Here is a 20,964-nt window from a genome sequence, read left to right as displayed (position 1 = left end):
GGGCATTGCCGCATTCAAGCAGCTCGCCGGACAAGTGGGCGCCACGATTATCAATTTCGGCGACGTCGATTCGGATCAGCACGGCATCCAGATCGTGGACGCGCCGGGCGTCGTCACAACGATCAATAATCAGGCCGGCGCCACCATCAGCGGCTTCAATGCGGCCATCGCCACGCTGACGATCAATGGTGGAGCAGTTCATGTCACCAATCTTGGCACTCTGTTCGGCGGCATCGATCTCGATGCGCCAAACGAGAACGATGTCGTCATCAACACGGGTTTGATCTTCGGCGACGTGAACCTCGGCTCTGGCAACGACACCTTCATCGGCTCTCTTGGGGCTCCTGCCATGGCCGGTTTCACCGTCTTTGGCGAAGCCGGTGCCGACACGCTGACCGGCGGCACGGCGAGCGACCGTCTCAACGGTGGCGACGGCAACGATGTCCTGACCGGCAATCGCGGCAAGGATTTCCTCACCGGCGGTCTCAATGCCGACCGCTTCGATTTCAATTCGATCAAGGACAGCGTCAAGGGCGGAAAGCGCGACCAGATTTTGGACTTCAAGCGCGGCCAGGACCACATCGATCTCAAGACCATTGACGCGAAATCGGGCTCGGGCAATCACAAGTTCGAGTGGATCGGCAAAGACAAGTTTAGCGACGAGAAGGGCGAACTCCGCTACATCGACAAGGGCTCGACGGTGATCGTCCAGGGCGACGTGAACGGCGACGGCAAGGCCGATTTCGAGATCTTCGTCGCCGTCGGCGCGCTGGCGAAGGGCGATTTCATTCTCTAGGTGTAGAGCACGACGCGCAGGACGCCCCTTACCGCAAGCGCAGGGAGCCGTCACACGCAGCCGCTGCTGCCATCGCTGATGCGTGTTTCATGTCTGGGCAAGAACCGCATCTGGGCAAGAATCGCCGATTAGGGTCGTTCCCTTCGCCGGCGTGCGAAGACGGCAAGGCGATCGACGAGGCGCACCAACTCGCCAACACGGGCAATGTCCAGCTTTGAGTAAATTTGCTTGATCGTATCGTCGACCGTGGTGGCGGAGATACGCAGCGTCTCGGCGGCCTCGGCGCGGGAGACGCCAGAGCCGATCAGCCCTGCGAGACGCGCCTCGGATGCGGTGAGCCCGAGCAGACGAAGTTCCCTGGCGAGGCCGAAGCGCTCGCCGCGCTCGGGATCGACAACGATGACGAGCGCTGCAGCCCCGCTCGGCGCGCTCCACATCGCCGATCCGGGGGAGGCGGGTACTGCTTGCACTAGCAGCGGTTTCTTGCCGCTGGGGCGTGGCAGGGCGATGGTCTCGAGATCGTCTGCCGCCGCGTCGCCTCTCAGCGCGGCGTGGATCAGGCGCGCGACGGACTGCTGATGCATTGACGAGGTGGCCAGCAATTGGCCCTGGTGTATGCAGAGCCCATCGCCGAGCAACCGCTCACTCGCCGCGTTGGCAACGACGACTTTCATTTCGCGATCGACGATCAAGGCGGCGCATTCCAGCTGCGCCAAGGCATTGGCCACGGTGTGCTCGATCTTCCTCGCCTGGGTAAGGTGGGTGGAAATAAGTAAGGCGCGCGCTGCATGCTTGCCGATAAGCGCCAAGGTATCGAGCTCGCGCCGCTCGAAATGCCCGAGATGCGCGGCGCGCTGAACGCTGAAGGCAACGACGAAATTCGGGAGCGGCATGACAAGCTGCGCGGCAAAGGCGCCGAGGCCATAGTCGCGGCAGAACTCCTGACGAAATGGGTTGCGCGCCAGCTCCTCCTCGGAGAACAGTTCGGCCTCGCAACAGACACCGTCGGTTAGTTTGCGGGAATGGATTCTCGACACGCGCACGTCGTAGCGCCACCACTCGCGGTCGTACGCGATTCTGGACTCGAGCAGGGCTTCGGAAAGAACAAGGCCATCCGTCTTCAGCGGGGTGATCGGAATCATGGCCGTGCCAACGCCGCCCGAGCAAAGCGCGAGTTTATGCAGGGCGTGAGGCCACACCTCCGGCTCGACAATCCCGATAAAACAGCTCGATGGTCTCGAGCGCCTCGATCGAGTAGGCCAAGGGCGTCCTCTCGCTCAATGGGAGATTTCGAGATCAAGTTAGCGCATTTTTCTCAACTCCTGCGTGAAATCCGGCCCGTGCCGGCGTTCTGGATAGCGGGTGCCGGGGGCACGGCAAGGCTTATGCTTATGCCAGAATCCGGCACGGGCTCGCAGATTCGAGCATCGAACCCCCGGAAACGGGGGTGCGCTGGGGCGGAAACTCAACGACCTTGTTGACGCCGCGATGAACGGCGGCGGTCACGCATTTTCCACCTGCACAACTATCGCGGGACTTGCGATAATGGCGTCTCTGTAAGCGAGGTTCAGGACTGGTTCGCGGCGGCTCGCTGCCGGCCGGGGAGGACTTCAGGTGATACCGAACGATCCGCTCTACACCCAGCAGTGGCACCTCACTGCGATGGGCAATCTCCAGAAGATCTGGGACGAGTACACCGGCGCCGGCATTCACGTCGGCGTCTACGACACCGGGATGGAATCGACGCATCCCGATCTCGCGGGAAACTATGACGCAAGCCTCTCAGTCATCATCGACGGCATTCCGATTACGGGCGAGCCTAACCTGGCTGACCCCAACCCGGCCCTGCCCGCGCATGGGACGACGATCGGCGGACAGATCGCCGCCAAGGCCAACAATGGCGAGGGCGGCGTGGGCATCGCTTTCGACGCGAGCCTGACGAGCATCGATCTCGTGGATTCCACGAGCCCCGTCTGGTTCGGCCCTACCGGTACCGATCACACCGCCTCTCTGTCCGCCATCCATCAAATGACGAATTTCGACGTCACCAACAACAGTTGGGGCGCGATCGGGGAGCTCTTCCTGTTCCCCCACAACCTCCTCACCACCGGTCCCAATGCCTTACATGCCGCGGCCAATCAGGAATATCACCACGTCTCGCTAAATGGGCGTGGAGGCCTTGGCACGATCATCGTCCAGGCGGCCGGCAACGACGCGCAGGACGGTCAGGGAAGCGGGCTAAACGCGACACGCTTCACGATTACCGTGGCCGCCATCCAGAACGACGGCTTCGCTGCCGATTTCTCCAACGACGGCGCCTGCGTTCTGGTGACGGCGCCCGGGACCAATATCGTCAGCGCCGATCTGACCGGCAGCGATGGATATAGCGATGACGACTACGTTGACGCCGCCGACAACGCCAGTAGCGCCCTGTTTCCGCCGCCTGACGGACTGAAGGGCACGTCTTTCTCCACGCCGATGGTGACCGGCGTCGTTGCCCTCATGCTCGACGCCAATCCCGATCTCGGCTGGCGCGACGTGCAGAACATCCTCGCCGCCTCCGCGACGCATACCGGCAGCGCCATCGGCGCGGGACCCGGCACAAATGAGGAAAGCACGTGGTTCATCAACGACGCCGGCGACTGGAACGGCGGCGGCAGGCATTTCTCGAACGACTACGGCTATGGCTTGGTCAATGCGTATAACGCCGTGCGCATGGCCGAGGTCTGGTCGCTGTTCGAGACCGAGGCGCAAAAGTCGAATAACGAGATTTTTTGGGGACCGTGGGAAAACAATACAGATCACGCGATGAGTGACGAGGCGACGGTCTCGTCGTCCGTTGTCGTGGAGAGCGAAAATCCCGCCGACAACATGGTCCTCGAGCATGTCGCCGTGACAATACTTCTATTTCACGACGACTTCACGCAGCTCGACATCTTCGTGGTTTCGCCTGACGGGACCGAAGTCCGGATCGCTGACGGCTCCGGCGGCACCGATGAGACGGCCGATAGCGGTTTGGGCTGGACGTTCGGCATCGATGCGCTTCGCGGCGAAAACGTATTCGGGGAGTGGACGGTTAGGGTGGAAGATAACGTCGCCGGCGGTGGCGACGGCGTCCTCAGCCTTGTGCGTTTCGAATTCTACGGACAATTCGTGTCGGCCGACGACGTCTATCATTACACCGACGAGTTCCTCGACATGGCGGCGCTCTCTGGCGAGGGCGGGCGCACGACTCTTGCCGACACCAATGGCGGCACCGACTGGATCGACGCCGCCGCGGTCACCGGCAACATGACGCTCAATCTCACTGCCGGGATGACGACCAAGGTCAACGGCGCCAGCTGGTTCACCATCGCGGCAGGAACGGCCATCGAGAACGCGGTGGCCAGCGACGGCAATGACACGATTACCGGCAACGGCGCGGCCAACATGCTCTACGGCATGCGCGGCAACGATACGCTGAGCGGCGGTCTCGGCGATGATTTGCTCGACGGCGGCGCCAATAACGACACGGCGAACTATCAGACCGGCGGCGGGGTCATCGTCAATCTATCGCTTGCCGGAGCGCAGAATACCGGCAGCGCAGCCCTGGACACGCTCGTCAGCATCGAGAATCTGATCGGCTCCGCCACCGGCGCCGATACGTTCACCGGCAACGGCTTCGCCAATATCCTCTCGGGTCTCGGCGGCAACGACACGTTGCGGGGCGGAGCCGGCAACGATGTGCTCACTGGCGGCCTCGGGCGCGATACCCTGTTCGGCGACGCGGATTCGGACATCTTCAATTTCGACTCGAAATCGGAGACCAAGAAGGGCGCCCAGCGCGACAAGATCAATCATTTCGAGCGCGGCCCGGACGACATCGATCTCAAGGACATCGACGCCAAGTCGGGCAGCGGCAATCAGGCGTTCAAGTTCATCGGCAAGCAGGATTTCCACGACAAGAAGGGCGAGCTTCGCTACGAGGACAAAGGGGCGACCGTGATCGTCCAGGGCGACATCAACGGCGACGGCAAGGCCGACTTCGAGATCTTCGTCAACGTCGGCAGCCTCGGCAAGGGCGATTTCCTGCTCTAGGTGTAGAGCATCACCAGCAGGAAGCCGCCGAGCACCATGCGGTAAAGGACGAACGGCAGCAGGCTCATGCGCCGGACCAGCGCCATGAGGAAGGCGATCGCCGCGAGGCCGGCGAAGAAGGTGAGCACCGCGCAATAGACCGCGTCCATGGTGATGGTGTCGCCGCTCGCCAGCGCATCGCCGACGGTGAGCACCCCGGCCCCGGCAATCGCCGGGATGCCGAGCAGGAAGGAGAAGCGCGCCGAATCGGGGCGGGTGAAGCCGAGAAAGCGCGCGGCGGTCATGGTCACGCCCGAGCGGCTCGTGCCGGGGATGAGCGCCAGCGCCTGCGCCACGCCGATGATGAGCGCGCTGCCGAGGGTCATCTTCTCGACGGTCCGCTCCTGCGGCCCGACCATGTCGGCGACGAGCATCAGCAGGCCGTAGAGGATCGTGTTCCACGCCACCACGGCGACGTTGCGCTCGAGGTCGCCGAAGCCGAACTTCTTGAGGAACAACCCGAAGGCGATCGCCGGGATGGTGGCGAGGATGATGTAGATGGCGAGGCGCCCTTCCTGGGTCACCCGCCCCTTGAACAATTCGAGCGCGCCGAGGGTTATGCGCCAGACGTCGCGCCAAAAATAGATGAGGATGGCGAACAGGGTGCCGACATGCACCATGACGTCGACGAACTGACCCTGGTCGGGCCAGTGCATCAGGTTGGGGACGAGAATCAGGTGGCCGGAGGACGAGATGGGCAGGAACTCGGTGATTCCCTGTACCACCGCGATCACGATGATCTGCTCTATCGTCATAGCCCCTCGTCGCGGCTTGTTCGGCGCGCGTGCAGGTTCTATACGAGGCCCTGGCCCCGCGCGATTCTTTTTGCGACGAATGCCGCCTAAGGCCCGCTGATGGCGACCCTCCTACACTACCCCTTGTGCGCATTCTCCCGGTCAATTCGTCTCGCGCTCGCCGAGTGCGGGGTCGAGGCTGAGCTCACCGAGGAGAAGCCCTGGGAGTGGCGCCAGGGGCTGCTCGAGGTCAACCCGGCCGGCACCTTGCCGGTCCTGATCACCGATGACCATGGGCCGATCGCGGGGCCCTACGCGATTTCCGAATACCTCAGCGACACTATGGACGAGCGCGAAGCCCGCGGCTTTCAGCCGTTTCCGGGGGACGCGGCGGCGCGCGCCGAGGTGCGCCGGCTGGTCGACTGGTTCCATCGCAAGTTCTACGCCGAGGTGACCGACTATCTCGTGGAGGAGAAGGTGTTCCGCCGGTTCGGGCCGCAAAGCGCCTCGCCCAACATGGAGGCGATGCGGGCCGGGCACGACAATCTGCGCTATCATTTGACTTATGTCGGCCATCTCGCCGAGACGCGGAGTTGGCTCGCGGGCGACGCCATGAGTTTCGCCGACCTCGCCGCGGCGGCACATCTGTCGGCGCTCGACTATCTTGGCGAGGTGCCGTGGGAGGAGTTCGAGCCGGCCAAGAACTGGTACGCGCTGTTGAAATCGCGGCCGTCGTTCAGACCGCTGCTCCAGGACCGCGTCGCGGGCTTCACGCCCTCCGGCACCTATGCCGACCTCGACTTTTGAGAACGGCGCCCCGACATTGAGTGGGCATGGCACAGACACTGAAATCGCAAATCGCTGAGGAGGCCGGGCGACTCGGCTTCGATGCCGTGCGCTTCACCTCGGCCGATGCCGTCGACGGCGCAGGCGCGGCGCTCGACCAATTCCTGGCGGACGGGCGTCAAGGTGACATGGCGTGGCTCGCCGACACCGCCGACCGTCGCAAAGCCCCCCGCGCGCTATGGCCGGACGCGCGCAGCGTTGTCGTGCTCGGGCTGAACTACGGGCGCGGCGGCGACCCGCTCGCCATTCTCGATGAGAAGTCGCGCGGGGCCATCTCGATCTACGCCCAGGGTGCCGACTATCACGACGTGCTCAAGGCGAAGCTGAAGGCGTTGGCTGGCCGCGTCCAGGCACTCGCCGGCGGCGAGGTGAAGGTGTTCGTCGACACCGCGCCGGTGATGGAGAAGCCGCTCGCGGCACGCGCGGGTCTCGGCTGGCAGGGCAAGCACACCAATCTCGTGTCGCGTGAGTTGGGCTCCTGGCTGTTCATCGGCTCGATCTTCACCACCGCGAAGATTGCGCCTGACGCACCGGAGCAAGATCATTGCGGTGCGTGCCGTCGTTGTCTCGATGTGTGCCCGACCGGCGCCTTCACCGCGCCGTACCAAATCGACGCGCGGGCGTGCATCTCCTATCTCACCATCGAGCACAAAGGACACATCGCGCCGCGCTATCGGGCCGCCATGGGCAACCGCATCTTCGGCTGCGACGATTGCCTCGCCGTGTGCCCGTGGAACAAGTTCGCAAGGACCGCGCGTGAGGCGAGACTCGCCATGCGCGCTGAATGCGACAGCCCGGCACTCGCCGAACTGCTCGCGCTTGACGATGCGGCATTCCGCGAGCGCTTTCGCGGCACGCCGATCAGGCGCACGGGCCGCAACCGCTTCATGCGCAACGTGCTGATCGCCGCAGGCAATTCGAACGACAGGAGCCTCGTACCGCTGGTGGAGGCGCGGCTCCTCGACGACTCGCCCTTGGTGCGGGCCATGGCCGTGTGGGCGCTCGGCCGCCTTGCGCCACAGCGCTTGCATGCGTTGCGCACCTCGTTCGCGGCGGGCGAGCCAGATCCTGTTGTGCGCGGCGAGTGGCTGGGGGCCGCAGCGTGAGCCGCCTGTTCGCCTTCGGGCTCGGCTTTTCGGCGCAGGCGCTGGCAGCGCGGCTCGCGCGCCAAGGGTGGGGGATCGCCGGAACGGCGCGTGACGCGGCGAAGGCAGGACAACTCAAGGCGAGGGGCTATGCGGCAGTCCGCTTCGCCGGAGAGCCGGGCAACCAAGAGCTTGTGACCGAGCTTCAAGGCGCCACGCATCTCCTCCACTCGATTCCGCCGGGCCCGGGAGGCGATCCTGTTCTCGCCCACTACCGCGACGACCTTGCCAAGCTGGGGAGCCTTCAGTGGATCGGCTATCTCTCCACGGTCGGCGTCTATGGCGATCAGCAGGGTCAGTGGTGTGACGAGGACACGGCGCCCACGCCGAACAGTGCGCGTACCGAGGCACGGGTCGCGGCGGAGCAGGCGTGGCTTGCATTCGGCACGGAAACCGGCGTCCCCGTGCAGGTGTTTCGCCTCGCCGGCATCTACGGCCCCGGCCGAAGCGTATTCGACAAGCTCCGCGCGGGCACGGCGCGGCGCATCAATAAAGACGGGCAGGTATTCAGCCGCATCCATGTGGAGGACATCGCGAGCGTGCTCGAAGCGTCGATCGCCCGGCCACGGGCGGGCGCCATCTACAATGTCGCCGACGACGAGCCGGCGGCGCCTGGCGACGTGGTCGCCCACGCGGCGAAGATGATCGGCATGACGCCGCCGCCCGAGGTTGAGTTCGCCGAAGCCGACCTCACGCCCATGGCGCGGAGCTTCTATGAAGGCAGCCGCCGGATCGGCAATCAGCTGATAAAATCGGAGCTCGGCGTGACTTTGCGCTATCCCACCTACCGTGAAGGCCTCGCTTCGCTTTTTCCGGAGCATCAATCGCAAGCGAGACTCAAGGAGAAGCTTTGATGCGCTACGCGATCGTGATCGAGAAGGGGAATGGAAACTATTCGGCTTACGTGCCGGACCTCCCAGGCTGCGTCGCCACTGGGGAAACCGTCGAGGCCGTCGAGGAGGAAATTGGCGCGGCAATCCGCTTCCATACTGAGGGGCTCAAAACTGATGGCCTGGAGGTCCCTGCCGCAACCAGCATTGCAGACTACGTCGAGTCCTGAACACGCTCGACAAGTGCCGCAACCGTTGCCTCCAAGCGGCGCAGGTCGCCGGGCTCCGAGAGGCGGTGATCGCCGTCCTTGACGAGAGTCAGCTGGACGTCGTCGCTCGCGAGGAGATCGACCAGCGCCAGCGCGTGTTGCCAGGGCACGTCAGGATCGCGCATGCCTTGCAGGATGCGCACCGGGGCGCCGACCTCGATGCCGCCTCCAACGACGAGATGCTTCCGGCCCTCGTCGATCAGGTGCTTGGTGATGGGATAGGGATCGCCGTAGAGCGACGGCGCGTAATACAGGCCTTCCGTCTCCACGAGCCGCCGCGTCTTCTCCGACATCTTCTCCCACATCAGTTTTTCGGTCATGTCCCAGGCCGGCGCGATAAGTACGAGGGCCGCCAGTGGTACACCGCCCGACTTCGCAAGCGCACGGGCGAGCAAGAGGGCAATCCAGCCACCCATGGACGAGCCGATGACGATCACGCGCTTGCCTTTCAGGAGACCGAGCATGGAAGTGGCCTCCTCCAACCAATCGCCGATCGAGGCTTCGAGCAGATTCCCCGGCGACAGCCCGTGGCCCGAATAGTCGAAGCGGAGCATGGAATGGCCGCGCGCCTCCGCCCAATCGGCGAGCGCCAGCGCCTTGGTGCTCACCATGTCGGAGAGAAAGCCTGGGAGCCACAGAAGCGCGAGGCCGGAGCCTCCGGGGCCGGAATCGGCGAGAGCGTAGGCGAGTCGGCGGCGTTTAGGCCCTTGGCCGACCTCGAGGAATTGTGGTTCTTGCTGGTCCATTCAAATCAGCCGTAGCGCGAACAAGGTTTTTCGCCAAAGACATTCCCGTGATGGCAAACGTGACCATACTCCAGGTCGTCCCCCGGCTCGAAACCGGGGGTAGCGAGCAATCGACCATCGAGATCGCCGAGGCGCTCGCCCGCGCCGGCGCGACCCCCCTTGTCGCCAGCGAAGGCGGGAGGATGGCGGCCGCCGTCACGCGCGCCGGCGGCGAGGTCATCGAAATGCCCATGGCCAGCAAGAGCCCCGTCACCATACTCGCCAACGCCAGGCGGCTGGCGCGGCTCATCGAAGAGCGCAACATCGCGCTCGTCCATGCGCGGAGCCGGGCGCCGGCGTGGAGCGCGCTCATCGCCGCGCGCTGGACCAAGCGCCCGCTGGTCACGACCTATCACGGCGCCTACGGCAATCCGGGTCCGGTGAAAGCGGTCTACAACAGCGTCATGGGGCGGGGCGACCGCGTCATCGCCAACTCCCGCTATACGGCGAACCTCATCATGTCACGGCAGCAGGCGGCCGGGGCGCGCACCCGCGTGATCTATCGCGGCATTGACGGCGCGATCTTCGATCCGTTCGTCGTGCCGCCGGGACCCGTGGCGCGGCTTCGCGAGACGTGGGGTATCGCGCCCGAGACGAAGGTCGTGCTGCACGCGGCGCGGCTCTCCGGCATCAAAGGGCAACGGCAGACCATCGAGGCCGTGCGGCGACTCGTCCAGGATGGCGCCTTCGAAGGTGCCGTCCTGATTTTCGTCGGTGATGGACGCGAAGGGTACCGCCAAGAACTGAACGATCTCATCGCGCGCCACGGTCTAGGCGACAAGGCGCGGCTAGTCGGCCATTGCGGCGACATGCCGGTGGCCTTTCTTGCCTCTCACGCCGCTGTCGTGCCCTCCCTCGTGCCCGAGACGTTCGGCCGGACGAGCATCGAGGCGCAGGCTATGGGCTGTCCCGTCATCGTCTCGGATATCGGCGCCCTGCCGGAGACGATCGTCGCGGCCGAACACGACGCAAACGCATTCACCGGCTGGCTTGCGCCGCCCGGCGATGCGCCGGCTCTGGCAGAACGCATCAAACGCGCGCTGGATTTGACGCCGGACGAGCGCGCGGCGATCGGCGCACGTGCGCGAGTACGCGTGAGCAGCAAGTTCGACTTGGGCCAGATGCAGGCGAAGACACTCGCCGTCTACGATGAACTGCTCGGCACCAAGCTGGCCGAACTGTTCGAAAATCCGCCCCTCTACCAGGCAGCGGAAGGCGTCGGGGACGGCGCATGACAGGCTCTTGGCCGGCAAGGCATGACTTGTCAGGCCCGTTTCCCATCCTGTAGAAGTGCAGGACATACGTCAGTTCATGCGCGCCCCGTGCCTCGCCGCGGCGAGGGCGCCGTTCAATAGAGGAGAATGAAACATCGTAAGACGGCCCATGAAGCTCACCCCCGACCGGGGAGGCCCCCGTATCAACGAGGGTATCGATACTCCAAAAATCCAGCTCATTGACGCCAGTGGTCAGAACGTCGGCGTGGTCGAGATCGAAGACGCACTCGCGCGCGCGGTGGAGGCCGGGCTCGATCTCGTCGAGATCGCGCCGAACTCCGAGCCGCCGGTGTGTAAGATCCTGGATTACGGCAAATACAAGTACCAGGCGCAGAAAAAGGCCGCCGAGGCGCGCAAGAAGCAGCGCACCGTCGAGATCAAGGAGATCAAGATGCGGCCGAACATCGACACCCACGACTACGACGTGAAGATGCGCTCGATGAACCGCTTCTTCGAGGAAGGTGACAAGGTCAAGGTGACGCTCCGCTTCAGGGGTCGCGAGATGGCCCATCAGGAGCTTGGCGCGCAACTGCTCGACCGGGTCAAGCAGGACACCTCGGAAGTGGCCAAGGTCGAGTCGGAGCCGCGCCTGGAAGGGCGGCAGATGGTCATGGTGCTGGCGCCGCGCTAGGCGGTCCAGCCGCTTGCCATCGGGCCCGGATTCCCCCTATAACCCGCCCTTCAAGGAGCCGCCCGGCAGGGCATGCCGTGGCGGCTCACATGCTTTCCAAGCATCATGTTCAAGAACGCCGGGCGGCTAGCCTGCCGCGGCCCAAAGTTAAGGAAGCCAAATGCCCAAGCTCAAGACCAAGAGCGGTGCCAAGAAGCGCTTCAAAGTCACGGCGTCCGGCAAGGTGAAATGCCAGGCCTCGCGGAAGCGTCACGGCATGATCCAGCGCCCCACCAAGTTCATCCGAACCGCGCGTGGAACGATGGTCCTGTCGGACGAAGACGCCAAGATCGTGAAGAAGAACTTCCTCCCCTATGCCCGCTAGGGCCCGAAGGGCGAGACCTTAACGCTTAAGGAGCACTGCTATGTCCCGTGTGAAACGCGGCGTTACCTCCCATGCCAAACACCGCAAGGTGCTAAAGCAGGCCAAGGGGTATTACGGCCGCCGCAAGAATACCATCCGCGTCGCCCGCCAGGCCGTCGAGAAGGCCGGCCAGTACGCCTATCGCGACCGCAAGGTGAAGAAGCGCACGTTCCGCTCGCTGTGGATCCAGCGCATCAACGCCGCCGCGCGCGCCAACGGCATGACCTATGGGCGGCTGATCGACGGCCTGAAGAAGGCCGGGATCGAGCTCGACCGCAAGGTACTGGCCGATATCGCCGTGCACGAGCCGCAAACCTTCCAGGGTCTGGTCGAGGCTGCCTCAGCCGCCGCGCGGGCGTGAGGCCCGCCTCGCCGGGCCAGGGGAGCCGGAAGCCATGAGCGCGCCAGAGCTCGACAGCCTGCAATCAGAGCTGCTTGAGGCGATCTCGCGCGCCGCCGATCTCGGCGCGCTGGAGGAGGTGCGCATCGCCGCGCTCGGCAAGAAGGGCCGCGTGTCGGAGCTGATGCAGCTTCTGGGGGCCATGCCGCCGGAAGAGCGCCGCGACTTCGGCCAGGCCGTCAACACTGTAAAGACCGCCGTGGCGGACGCGCTTGAGGCAAAGCGGCTGGAGCTTGCCAGCGCCGCCACTGCCGCGAAGCTCGCGCATGAGCGCGCCGACGTCACCTTGCCGGTGCGCGAGGGCCCCATCGCCGAAGGCCGCATCCATCCCGTGAGCCAGGTCACCGACGAGATCACCGAGATATTCGCCGATATGGGCTTTTCGATTGCCGAAGGCCCCGACATCGAGACCGACTTCAACAATTTCACCGCGCTCAACATGCCGCCGGAGCATCCCGCCCGCCAGGACCACGACACGTTCTACTTCGCCGAAGGGCCGGACGGGACGCGCGCTCTGCTGCGCACCCATACGAGCCCGGTGCAGATCCGCACCATGCTCAAGCAGAAGCCGCCGCTCCGCATCATCGCGCCGGGCCGCGTCTATCGCTGCGATTCCGATCAGACCCACACGCCGATGTTCCATCAGGTCGAAGGGCTGGTAATCGACGAGGAGACTCATCTTGGCCACCTGAAATGGGTGCTGCAGGAGTTCTGCAAGGCGTTCTTCGAGGTGCCGGAGGTGAAGATGCGCTTCCGCGCGAGCCACTTCCCGTTCACCGAGCCGTCCATGGAGGTCGATATCGGCTACGCCAAGATCGGCGATGAGATCAAGATCGGCGAAGGCGACCAGTGGCTTGAGATCCTCGGCTGCGGCATGGTGCATCCCAATGTGCTGCGTGCCGTGAATCTCGACCCGGCGAAATACCAGGGCTTCGCCTTCGGCTTGGGTATCGACCGCATCGCCATGCTGAAATACGGCATGCCGGATTTGCGCGCGTTCTTCTCCGGCGATCTACGCTGGCTCAAGCATTACGGCTTTGCGCCGCTCGCAATCCCCACCCTCGCCGCCGGTCTGAGCGCCTGACATGAAATTCACGCTGTCCTGGCTGAAGGAGCATCTCGACACGAAGGCGAGCGTGGCCGAGATCGCCGAGACTTTGACCCGTATCGGGCTCGAGGTCGAAGACGTGTTCGACCCCGCCACCGCGCTCAAGGATTTCCGCGTGGCGGAGGTGGTCAAGGCTGCGAAGCATCCCGACGCCGACAAGCTGCAGGTGCTGGAGGTCGACACCGGCACGGAGCGGCTGCAGGTCGTGTGCGGCGCGCCGAACGCGCGGGCCGGGATGAAGGGCGTGTTCGCGCCGGTGGGCGCCTACGTGCCTGGCATCGACCTCACGCTCACCAAGGCGAAGATCAGGGGCGTCGAGTCGAGCGGCATGATGCTGTCGGAGCGCGAGCTCGAGCTGTCCGACGAGCACACGGGCATCATCGAGCTTGCCGCGAAGGCCAAGGTGGGGAGACCCGCCGCCAAGGCGCTCGGCCTTGACGATGCGGTGTTCGACATCGCCATCACGCCGAACCGGCCCGACTGCCTCGGCGTGCGCGGCGTCGCCCGCGACCTCGCCGCCGCAGGTCTCGGCAAGCTGAAGAGGGACACGGTCAAGCCGGTCAAGGGCGGCTTCGCCAACCCCATTCCGATCACGCTCGAATTCACCACGGAGACGGCGAGCGCCTGCCCGATTTTCGCAGGACGCCTGGTGCGCGGCGTCAGGAACGGCCCGAGCCCAGCATGGCTGCAACGGCAGCTGAAAGCGATCGGCCTTCGCCCCATCAACGCGCTGGTCGATATCACCAACTACATCTCGTATGGCCGCGGGCGGCCGCTCCACGTCTACGACGCCGACAAGTTGGTCGGCGCGATCCGCGCGCGGCTTGGCAAAAAGGGCGAGAGTTTCCTCGCCCTCGACGGCAAGACCTACGAGGTGGACGCGCAGATGTGCGTGATTGCCGACGAGACGCGCGTGCTTGGGCTTGGCGGGGTGATCGGCGGGGAGGATACCGGCTGCACGGAAGCCACGACCAACGTCTTCATCGAGTCGGCCTATTTCGATCCGAAACGCACGGCGCGCACCGGGCGCATGCTCAACATCCAGTCCGACGCGCGTTATCGCTTCGAGCGCGGCGTCGATCCGGAGTTCGTGATCCCGGGGCTCGAGCTTGCCACCCTCATGGTGCTCGACATCTGCGGCGGCGCTGCGAGCAAGATCACGGTCGCCGGCAAGACGCCGAAGCCGAATGCGCCGTTCAAGTTCGACCTCGGCGAGATCGCGCGCTTGAGCGGGCTGGCGCTCCCCCATCAGGACATCAAGCGGCGGCTTGCGGCGCTCGGCGTGGCGCTCGACGGCAAGACCAAGGCGGTGAAAGCCACGCCACCCTCCTGGCGACCGGATATCAGCGGCCCCGCCGATCTCGTTGAGGAGGTGGTCCGCCTCGTCGGTGTCGATCGCGTGCCGGCGACCCCCCTGCCCCGCCAGTCTGGCGTCGCGGCACCCGTGCTTACCGAGGCGCAACGGCGCCAGAGACTCGTGCGCCGGCTGCTGGCCGCCCGCGGCTTCGTCGAAGCGGTGACTTGGTCGTTCGTGGCGCCGACAGAGGCCAAACTATTCGGCGGCGGCAAGCCCGCGCTCACCCTCGACAATCCGATTTCAAGCGAGCTGGCAGAAATGCGGCCGAGCCTCCTGCCGGGGCTGATCGGCGCCGCCAAGCGGAACCGCGACAGAGGCTTCGCCGACGGCGCCCTGTTCGAGCTTGGGCAAGCCTATCGGGGCGCCCGGCCTGAAGACCAGTTCGTTGCCGCGGCCGGCGTTCGCTACGGCCATGCGGCGCTTACAGGCTCAGGCCGCCACTGGTCGGGCGAAGCCCCTGCCGCAGATGTATTCGCCGCCAAGGCGGACGCTGTGGCGGCGCTTTCCGCGCTCGGCCTCGATCAGTCGAGCTTCACGGTTACGCGCGAGGCGACCGCCTGGTTCCATCCCGGGCGCTCCGGCGCGCTCAAGCTCGGGCCAAAGGTCACGCTCGGGGTGTTCGGTGAGATCCATCCCAACACGCTCGCCGCGCTGGGCGCGGAGGCGCCGATTTCCGCCTTCGAGCTTTATCTCGACGATCTGCCGGTGGCGAAACTAAAGGGTACGGCGAAGCCGGCGCTCGATGCCTCGGACCTGCAAGCCGTGCGCCGCGACTTCGCCTTCCTGGTCGATGAAGGGGTCGCGGCCGGCGACATGGTGCGGGCGGCCCTGGGCGCCGACCGCGCGCTGATCGCCGAGACGCGGGTGTTCGACGTGTTCACCGGCCAGGGCGTGCCGCAGGGCAAGAAGTCGATCGCCATCGAGGTGACCTTGCAGCCGCGCGACAAGACCTTGACCGACGCCGAGATCGAGGCGGTGGCGGAGAAAGTGGTGGCCGCGATCGTCAAAGCCACAGGCGGGGTGTTGCGGGGCTAGGCCGCCATGGTGCGGCGCGCTAGCGGCGGATGCCGCCGAAGGGCGACGGGGCGCGCTGCTTGTCGCCGGCGCCATAGAACGGCTTATCGGCGCAGGCCGCGGCGAGTTGTCGACCGAGCTTCTTGGGGATGGCCGGTGCGGGACGCCAAGAGGCGCAGAGCGCGCCCTGCTTGCCGCCGAGCGCCGCCGCGTCCGGCGTGCAATAGAGGCCGGTGCCGTCGGCGCGCGGGGTGAAGCGAACGCCTTCCGCCGTTGCGCCGTCGCTGAGCTGCGCGCCGAGATGGTTCAGCGCATAGATGCGCCGCACCCCTTCCTGCGGGCTGAAGCGCTCGGGGCGCATATGCGTCTTGGTGAGCGGAATCGCCTCGATCGCCGCGATGCGCCAGTCGCCGTCGATGCGCGCAAGATGCACTTTTGCCATGAGGCCATAATCGCGGCAGACGCCGAAGCGGGTCATCTCGGTCGTGCCCGGATGGATGAAGTTGCCGAGCCCGTAGAAGATCAGCGATCCCCCGGCGAGCTCCACGCCTTGCGCCACGTGGGGATGGTGACCGACGATGAGGTCGATACCCCTGTCGCGCGCGGCGTAGCCACGCCACTCGTCCAGCTGCCGCTTGTCCGGCACCACCCGGCCCTCCAGCCCGTAATGGATGGAGAGAATGCGGTAGTCGACCGGAAGCCCTGCGAGCCGGTTCACGATCAGCTCGAAATCGGGCCGGTGCCGATACTCCGCCTGTCCCGGCTTGTTCTCGCCGGCACGATGCTCGTCGCGCTGGCCGGTGACGATGCCGGTCGCGCCGAACCCGAACGTGACGTCGCCGAGTTCGAGGCAGCCGGGCCGCGTCGCCTCCTCGAAATTGGTGCCGATGCCGGCATAGGCGATGGCTCGCTCCGCCGCGGCCACGGCCATGTGGTAGAGCGTCTCCTCGGCGCCGTTCGCGCCGTAATCCATGGAATGATTGTTGGCGAGGGAGAACAGATTGAAGCCCGCGTCGATGAGGGCCTTCAGCGCCAGCGGGTGACTCTTGAAGTTGTAGGGCGAGGTCTGTCCCTTGGAGTCGGGGACGAGATCGTTGCGGTCGGTGACAACGGTCTCGAGATTGACGAAGGCGAGATCGCCGTCGACATCCTTGGCAATTCCCGAGAGCGTCTCGGGGAAGCTCATCAGCTTCTTATCTTTGTCGCGAAACCCTTCCGGCGCGACCGCTTCGCCCTTGGGATTGAAGCCGGCATCGCCCGCGAGCACGATGGTGAGACGATCGGGCCCCGGCTGGTCCGCCGCAGCGGCGCCGATCGAGGCGGTCACTTCCGTGCTGGCGCAAGGCTGAAGCCGGGCCGCGCCCTTAAGCGCGCTCGCTCCGGCAACGAGCGCCACAATTGCCGCCGCGGCGCCAAGGGGCTGTAGCAGGCGGCTTGGCATGGGTCAGACGGCCCTCATGTCATAAGCTCTGACTTGGCCTTTTCTGCCTGGCGAATCGAGTTCACATCGAATCCCAGATTGTGGTCGCGAGCAAGGTGAACCATGGCGCGTTCAGCGAGCGCGGTGATGGTGAGCAGCGGATTGACGCCGATGGAGCGCGGAATGACCGCGCCGTCGCAGACATAGAGCCCGGCGTGAACCGCCTCGCCACTCGTTCCGGCAAACACTTGGCATTTGTGGTTGACCACGCCCTGCGCGGCATCCTCGCCCATGCCGCAGCCGCCGAGCGGATGCGCCGTCGCGGGCTTGACGCCCATGCTGGTCGCGGCAAGCGGGCTCTTGATGTAGCGCGCGCCGACAGCTTCGGCCGCCTTGGTCAGCGCCGCGTCGACGCGCGCGTAGACCGGCTGATCGGCGACATTGGGCCAATGGACCTGCGCGCCGCCGTTGTCGAGCATGATGCGGCCCTTGGCGTCGTCATGGGACACGACGAAGAAGGTGTGGAGGTGCGACAGCGGGCCTTGATAGACGCCTTTGATGAGGCTCTGCGCCGCGCCGAGCAGGCGCCCGCCCGAGATGAAGAAGACCGGCAGCAGCGGCGCGAGCGCCGAGGGCAGCACGCCCTCCTGGATGATCATGCTGTAATCGAGCCGCTCGCGGTCGGGCAGCTCGATCTGTCCGGCGACGCAGGCGCCGATGGTGTCGCCCACATATTTCGGCGGCTCGCCGACGCCGACACCGTTGACCCGCTCGCGCCCGCCAAGGGCGAAGGCGATGATGTCGCCATTGGCGGAGAAGCCCTCCCCCAGCCGGTCAGAGAGATCGAGGTCCTGCTCGCGCGAGCGCAGCAAGATTTCGGTCGAGCCGAGCGTGCCGGCGGCGAGGACCACGGTCCTGGCGTCGACGAAGGCAGGCGCCGCATCCTTCTCTTCGGAGGGCGTGAAGTGAACGCGCCAACCGCCATCGCGCTTCTCCACGCGACTCACCGTGAGCTCGGTGAAGATCTCGGCGCCGTGGGCGTGCGCGTCGGGAAGATAGGTCATGGCCACAGTGTTCTTGGCGCCGACATTGCAGCCCGAGCAGCAATCGCCACACAAGGTGCAGGCAGGCTGCGCCACGCCGGCCGGGTTGACGGTGTCCTCGAAGCTCACCACGACGGGCGCGGCCACAGGGGGCTCGCCGAACGCCGCGCTCGCCGCTTCGAGCGCGCGATACTTGGTCAGCTCCGGCGCCTTGCCGTAGCGGGAGGGGCGCAGCATGGCTCTAGCCCGCTCGAAGCCGAGATCGAGCAGGCCGTCGTTGCGGACAGCCTCCGGCCAGGACCGGTCGGCGAACACACGGGCATCGGGCCGCAGGCCGACGCCGGCATTGATCAGCGAGCCGCCGCCAAGGCCGCAGCCCACCAGCACATGGATGTCGGAGCCGAGCCGGAAATCGAACAGTCCGGCGCGCGAGCCGGACCGAATCTTTCCGCCGTTCAATTGCAGCTCGCGGCGAAGCTCAGGCAGGCGGCTGGGAAAGGCGCCGGTCGGGAACTCCCGGCCCCGCTCGATGACGCAGACGCGCTGGCCGGCGCGCGACAGCCGCGAGGCCGACACGCCGCCGCCATAGCCGGACCCGACCACGACTACATCGTAGGCCGGCTTCATCGCGCTCGTAGGCAGTGAAAGGCGCTGGTGCATGATGGCTCGAGAAGGGCGCTCGCTGGTTTGTGCCTCATGGCTTAGCAATCGGCGGGCCACAGGCCAAGGCACGGGGGACAGGAGGGGCATCCCTGGGCCAATTCATCAAATTTGCATGGCGAAGATTAGGCTTCGTTAGGTGCTTTCCAATGAAGCTTTCTAGACACTTAGTCCAAGCCGAAGGCGCTTAGGCCGGCCTATCCCGCATGGCCCCTCGGGACACACCATGACCATCAAACTCAGAGTCCTCACCGCCAAGGGAGTCGACATCAACGCCTTGATCGACCATGCCAAGCACGGCGACCCCGAGCCGCACGGCTCCTCGCGCTTCGACCTCGAGGATCGCGGCCATAACATTACACTCCACGCAACGGGCTCGGGCTTCAAGTACATAGGCGACGTACCGACCAGCGGTACGATTCGGCAATTCATCATCGACAAGGGATCCAGTCATCTCCTCGACGTGGATTTCTCGCCGCGCCTCAAGGTGTCGACGGCGCTCAGCGGCAGCGGACTTGAGAACTTCTTCAGGAACCAGCCCTACGAACTCAAGGGCGATGATGGGCGCGACAAGATCCGCTCGGGGTGGAAGTCGGACGAGCTCGATGGGCGCGACGGCAACGACTACCTCGACGGCAACCGCGGCAGCGATACGATCGACGGCGGCCAAGGTAACGACCGGCTGATCGGCAACAAGGGCAACGACGTACTGATCGGCGGCGCCGGCAAGGACGTGATGTCCAGCGGCACGGGCCGCGATCGGTTTGTGTTCGAGAAACTGAGCGACAGCAAGGTTTCGGCTGCCGACACCATTCTCAATTTCAGCCGCAGCCAGGGCGACCGTGTCGATCTCCGCGGCATCGACGCTGATACGACTCAAGCTGACAATCAGGCGTTCACGTTCGTTGGCGATGCCGATTTTACCAACACGGCCGGCGAGCTTCGCTTTGCCGCAGGCGTCCTCGAGGGCGACGTCAACGGCGACGGGACTGCGGACTTCCGGGTCAAGATTGCAAACATAGGTACCCTCGATACCGATGATTTCCTGCTATAGCGGCACCGGCCGGCCTGCATCAATTCAATTCACGGTCGCGCGAGAGCCACTATGCCGGCGGGCAAGCTCTCCTTATCGTTCTGATCGGACATGAATAGGAGAGCTCCCATGATCGCGCGGACGATTTGCGCAAGCCTGACGGCCATCTTCCTGGCCGCGTTTATTCTCGCCTGCGGGGCATACGACGCGCGGGCGGCGGAGACCAAGACCGCAATCTTCGCCGGCGGCTGCTTCTGGTGCGTGGAGGACGTTTACGACCATGTGGAGGGCGTGACCGAGACCGTGTCGGGCTATGCCGGCGGCACGACGCCCGATCCCACCTATGGCAGCCACGAGGGCTATGTCGAGGCCGTCAAGGTGACCTACGACCCGTCCAAGGTGAGCTACGCCGAGCTGCTCGACCACTTCTGGCGCAACGTCGACCCGTTCGACCCCACCGGACAGTTCTGTGACAAGGGGCCGGCCTATAAGACCGTCGTGTTCGTGTCGGACGATGAGGAGAAGACGCAAGCCGAGACCACCAAGCAGGACATCGCCGGCCGCTTCAAGCAGGAGGTCGCGACCGCGATCAAGCCGGTGACGACGTTCTACGACGCCGAGGACTATCACCAGGACTACCACACGCTAAATCCGGTGAGTTACAAGTTCTACAAGTGGAATTGCGGGCGCGCCCAGCGGCTTGCCGAGATCTGGGGCGATAAGCAGAGCTGACAAAACGAAAAGGGCCCCGCACCGGCGGGACCCTCTTCAATCATTCGGCAAGAGCCGGATTCAGAGAACGATCCAGATGCCCTTGTTGTTACGCTTCTTCCAGGCCCGGTGGTCGACCTTGCAGGACTTCTTGTAGCCCTTGCGCGCATGCTTGTTGTGCGGGTAGAGCACGTCGGCCCGTGCGTCGCATCCGTGTCTGGCTTCGGCCGGAACGGGCGCGGCGATCATCGTGGCGCCGGCAAGGACGAAAGAGGCGCCGGCAACGAGTAACATCTTCTTCAGCATTGAATTTGCTCCCATGAATAAATCGCGGCGTTCACCGGCGCGATAAGGCCTGGTTCGAGCCCCGCGGTCAATGGACTGCAAGG

20 protein-coding genes are annotated in these 20,964 nt (G+C 65.0%); 14 read left to right on the top strand and 6 right to left on the bottom strand.

Translation table 11 applies throughout. The features are described 5' to 3' along the window. Positions 1–34 precede the first annotated feature (34 nt). The gene (locus ACRECX_RS05420) at positions 35–796 is read left to right on the top strand and encodes a calcium-binding protein (protein WP_431557794.1); all 762 of its coding nucleotides are present in this window, start codon (positions 35–37) and stop codon (positions 794–796) included. Between the two features lie 128 nt (positions 797–924). Here ACRECX_RS05420 and ACRECX_RS05415 read toward each other — a convergent pair whose 3' ends face one another. Further along, positions 925–1,938, bottom strand: coding sequence for a helix-turn-helix transcriptional regulator (locus tag ACRECX_RS05415; RefSeq protein WP_431557793.1), 1,014 nt, complete (start codon positions 1,936–1,938; stop codon positions 925–927). A gap of 472 nt (positions 1,939–2,410) precedes the next feature. Here ACRECX_RS05415 and ACRECX_RS05410 point away from each other — a divergent pair, with 472 nt between their 5' ends. After that, complete coding sequence (locus ACRECX_RS05410) at positions 2,411–4,873, top strand: S8 family serine peptidase (RefSeq protein ID WP_431557792.1); 2,463 nt, start codon at positions 2,411–2,413, stop codon at positions 4,871–4,873. Here the strand turns inward: ACRECX_RS05410 and ACRECX_RS05405 are convergent. Continuing rightward, entirely contained in the window at positions 4,870–5,667 is a 798-nt protein-coding gene (locus ACRECX_RS05405) for an undecaprenyl-diphosphate phosphatase (RefSeq protein WP_431557791.1), read from the bottom strand. The genes ACRECX_RS05410 and ACRECX_RS05405 overlap by 4 nt on opposite strands. Before the next feature lie 99 nt (positions 5,668–5,766). On the opposite strand from ACRECX_RS05405, the gene ACRECX_RS05400 reads away from it, so the two are divergent. Genes ACRECX_RS05400 through ACRECX_RS05385 form a run of 4 tightly spaced genes read left to right on the top strand, consistent with a single transcriptional unit; the run spans position 5,767 to position 8,697 of the window. Continuing rightward, positions 5,767–6,453, top strand: a complete 687-nt coding sequence (locus ACRECX_RS05400; protein ID WP_431557790.1) for a glutathione S-transferase family protein — start codon at positions 5,767–5,769, stop codon at positions 6,451–6,453. 26 nt (positions 6,454–6,479) lie between these two features. Further along, positions 6,480–7,598, top strand: a complete 1,119-nt coding sequence (queG, locus tag ACRECX_RS05395) for a tRNA epoxyqueuosine(34) reductase QueG (protein ID WP_431557789.1) — start codon at positions 6,480–6,482, stop codon at positions 7,596–7,598. Beyond that, positions 7,595–8,491: an SDR family oxidoreductase gene (locus tag ACRECX_RS05390; protein ID WP_431557788.1), complete on the top strand. Its 897-nt coding sequence runs from the start codon at positions 7,595–7,597 to the stop codon at positions 8,489–8,491. Before queG ends, ACRECX_RS05390 begins: the two co-directional genes overlap by 4 nt. Continuing rightward, a complete protein-coding gene (locus ACRECX_RS05385; protein WP_431557787.1) occupies positions 8,491–8,697 on the top strand; it encodes a type II toxin-antitoxin system HicB family antitoxin in 207 nt (68 codons plus the stop codon). The genes ACRECX_RS05390 and ACRECX_RS05385 overlap by 1 nt, the downstream gene beginning before the upstream one ends. On the opposite strand, the gene ACRECX_RS05380 is transcribed toward ACRECX_RS05385, so the two are convergent. Next, positions 8,682–9,482 (bottom strand): alpha/beta hydrolase, encoded by an 801-nt coding sequence (locus ACRECX_RS05380; RefSeq protein WP_431557786.1) that lies wholly within the window; start codon positions 9,480–9,482, stop codon positions 8,682–8,684. The two genes, ACRECX_RS05385 and ACRECX_RS05380, sit on opposite strands and share 16 nt — an antisense overlap. A gap of 50 nt (positions 9,483–9,532) precedes the next feature. Between ACRECX_RS05380 and ACRECX_RS05375 the strand changes: the two genes are divergently transcribed. The 6 genes from ACRECX_RS05375 (at position 9,533) to pheT (ending at position 15,729) form a co-directional block, all read left to right on the top strand. After that, positions 9,533–10,756 (top strand): glycosyltransferase family 4 protein, encoded by a 1,224-nt coding sequence (locus tag ACRECX_RS05375; RefSeq protein WP_431557785.1) that lies wholly within the window; start codon positions 9,533–9,535, stop codon positions 10,754–10,756. A gap of 148 nt (positions 10,757–10,904) precedes the next feature. Then, complete coding sequence (gene infC / locus ACRECX_RS05370) at positions 10,905–11,426, top strand: translation initiation factor IF-3 (RefSeq protein WP_431557784.1); 522 nt, start codon at positions 10,905–10,907, stop codon at positions 11,424–11,426. Positions 11,427–11,586: 160 nt separating this feature from the next. After that, positions 11,587–11,790 (top strand): 50S ribosomal protein L35, encoded by a 204-nt coding sequence (rpmI, locus tag ACRECX_RS05365; protein WP_431557783.1) that lies wholly within the window; start codon positions 11,587–11,589, stop codon positions 11,788–11,790. 40 nt (positions 11,791–11,830) lie between these two features. Further along, positions 11,831–12,190 carry a 50S ribosomal protein L20 gene (gene rplT, locus ACRECX_RS05360; RefSeq protein ID WP_431557782.1) on the top strand — a complete coding sequence of 120 codons (360 nt, stop codon included), beginning with the start codon at positions 11,831–11,833 and terminating at the stop codon, positions 12,188–12,190. Positions 12,191–12,224: 34 nt separating this feature from the next. After that, the gene (gene pheS, locus ACRECX_RS05355; protein WP_431557781.1) at positions 12,225–13,313 is read left to right on the top strand and encodes a phenylalanine--tRNA ligase subunit alpha; all 1,089 of its coding nucleotides are present in this window, start codon (positions 12,225–12,227) and stop codon (positions 13,311–13,313) included. 1 nt (position 13,314) lies between these two features. Then, complete coding sequence (gene pheT / locus ACRECX_RS05350) at positions 13,315–15,729, top strand: phenylalanine--tRNA ligase subunit beta (protein WP_431557780.1); 2,415 nt, start codon at positions 13,315–13,317, stop codon at positions 15,727–15,729. A gap of 19 nt (positions 15,730–15,748) precedes the next feature. Here the strand turns inward: pheT and ACRECX_RS05345 are convergent, their stop codons facing one another. Next, positions 15,749–17,149: a CapA family protein gene (locus ACRECX_RS05345; RefSeq protein ID WP_431557779.1), complete on the bottom strand. Its 1,401-nt coding sequence runs from the start codon at positions 17,147–17,149 to the stop codon at positions 15,749–15,751. Positions 17,150–17,163: 14 nt separating this feature from the next. Next, complete coding sequence (locus ACRECX_RS05340) at positions 17,164–18,798, bottom strand: GMC family oxidoreductase (protein ID WP_431557778.1); 1,635 nt, start codon at positions 18,796–18,798, stop codon at positions 17,164–17,166. A gap of 259 nt (positions 18,799–19,057) precedes the next feature. Here ACRECX_RS05340 and ACRECX_RS05335 point away from each other — a divergent pair, with 259 nt between their 5' ends. Beyond that, positions 19,058–19,885 (top strand): M10 family metallopeptidase C-terminal domain-containing protein, encoded by an 828-nt coding sequence (locus ACRECX_RS05335; RefSeq protein ID WP_431557777.1) that lies wholly within the window; start codon positions 19,058–19,060, stop codon positions 19,883–19,885. Between the two features lie 108 nt (positions 19,886–19,993). Then, complete coding sequence (gene msrA, locus ACRECX_RS05330) at positions 19,994–20,596, top strand: peptide-methionine (S)-S-oxide reductase MsrA (protein ID WP_431557776.1); 603 nt, start codon at positions 19,994–19,996, stop codon at positions 20,594–20,596. A gap of 60 nt (positions 20,597–20,656) precedes the next feature. On the opposite strand, the gene ACRECX_RS05325 is transcribed toward msrA, so the two are convergent. After that, positions 20,657–20,881 (bottom strand): hypothetical protein, encoded by a 225-nt coding sequence (locus tag ACRECX_RS05325; protein ID WP_431557775.1) that lies wholly within the window; start codon positions 20,879–20,881, stop codon positions 20,657–20,659. Between the last annotated feature and the right edge of the window lie 83 nt (positions 20,882–20,964).

The sequence above is a fragment of the Methyloceanibacter sp. genome (assembly GCF_050726195.1).
GTDB lineage: Bacteria > Pseudomonadota > Alphaproteobacteria > Rhizobiales > Methyloligellaceae > Methyloceanibacter.
This window is presented reverse-complemented; position numbering and strand designations above follow the sequence as displayed.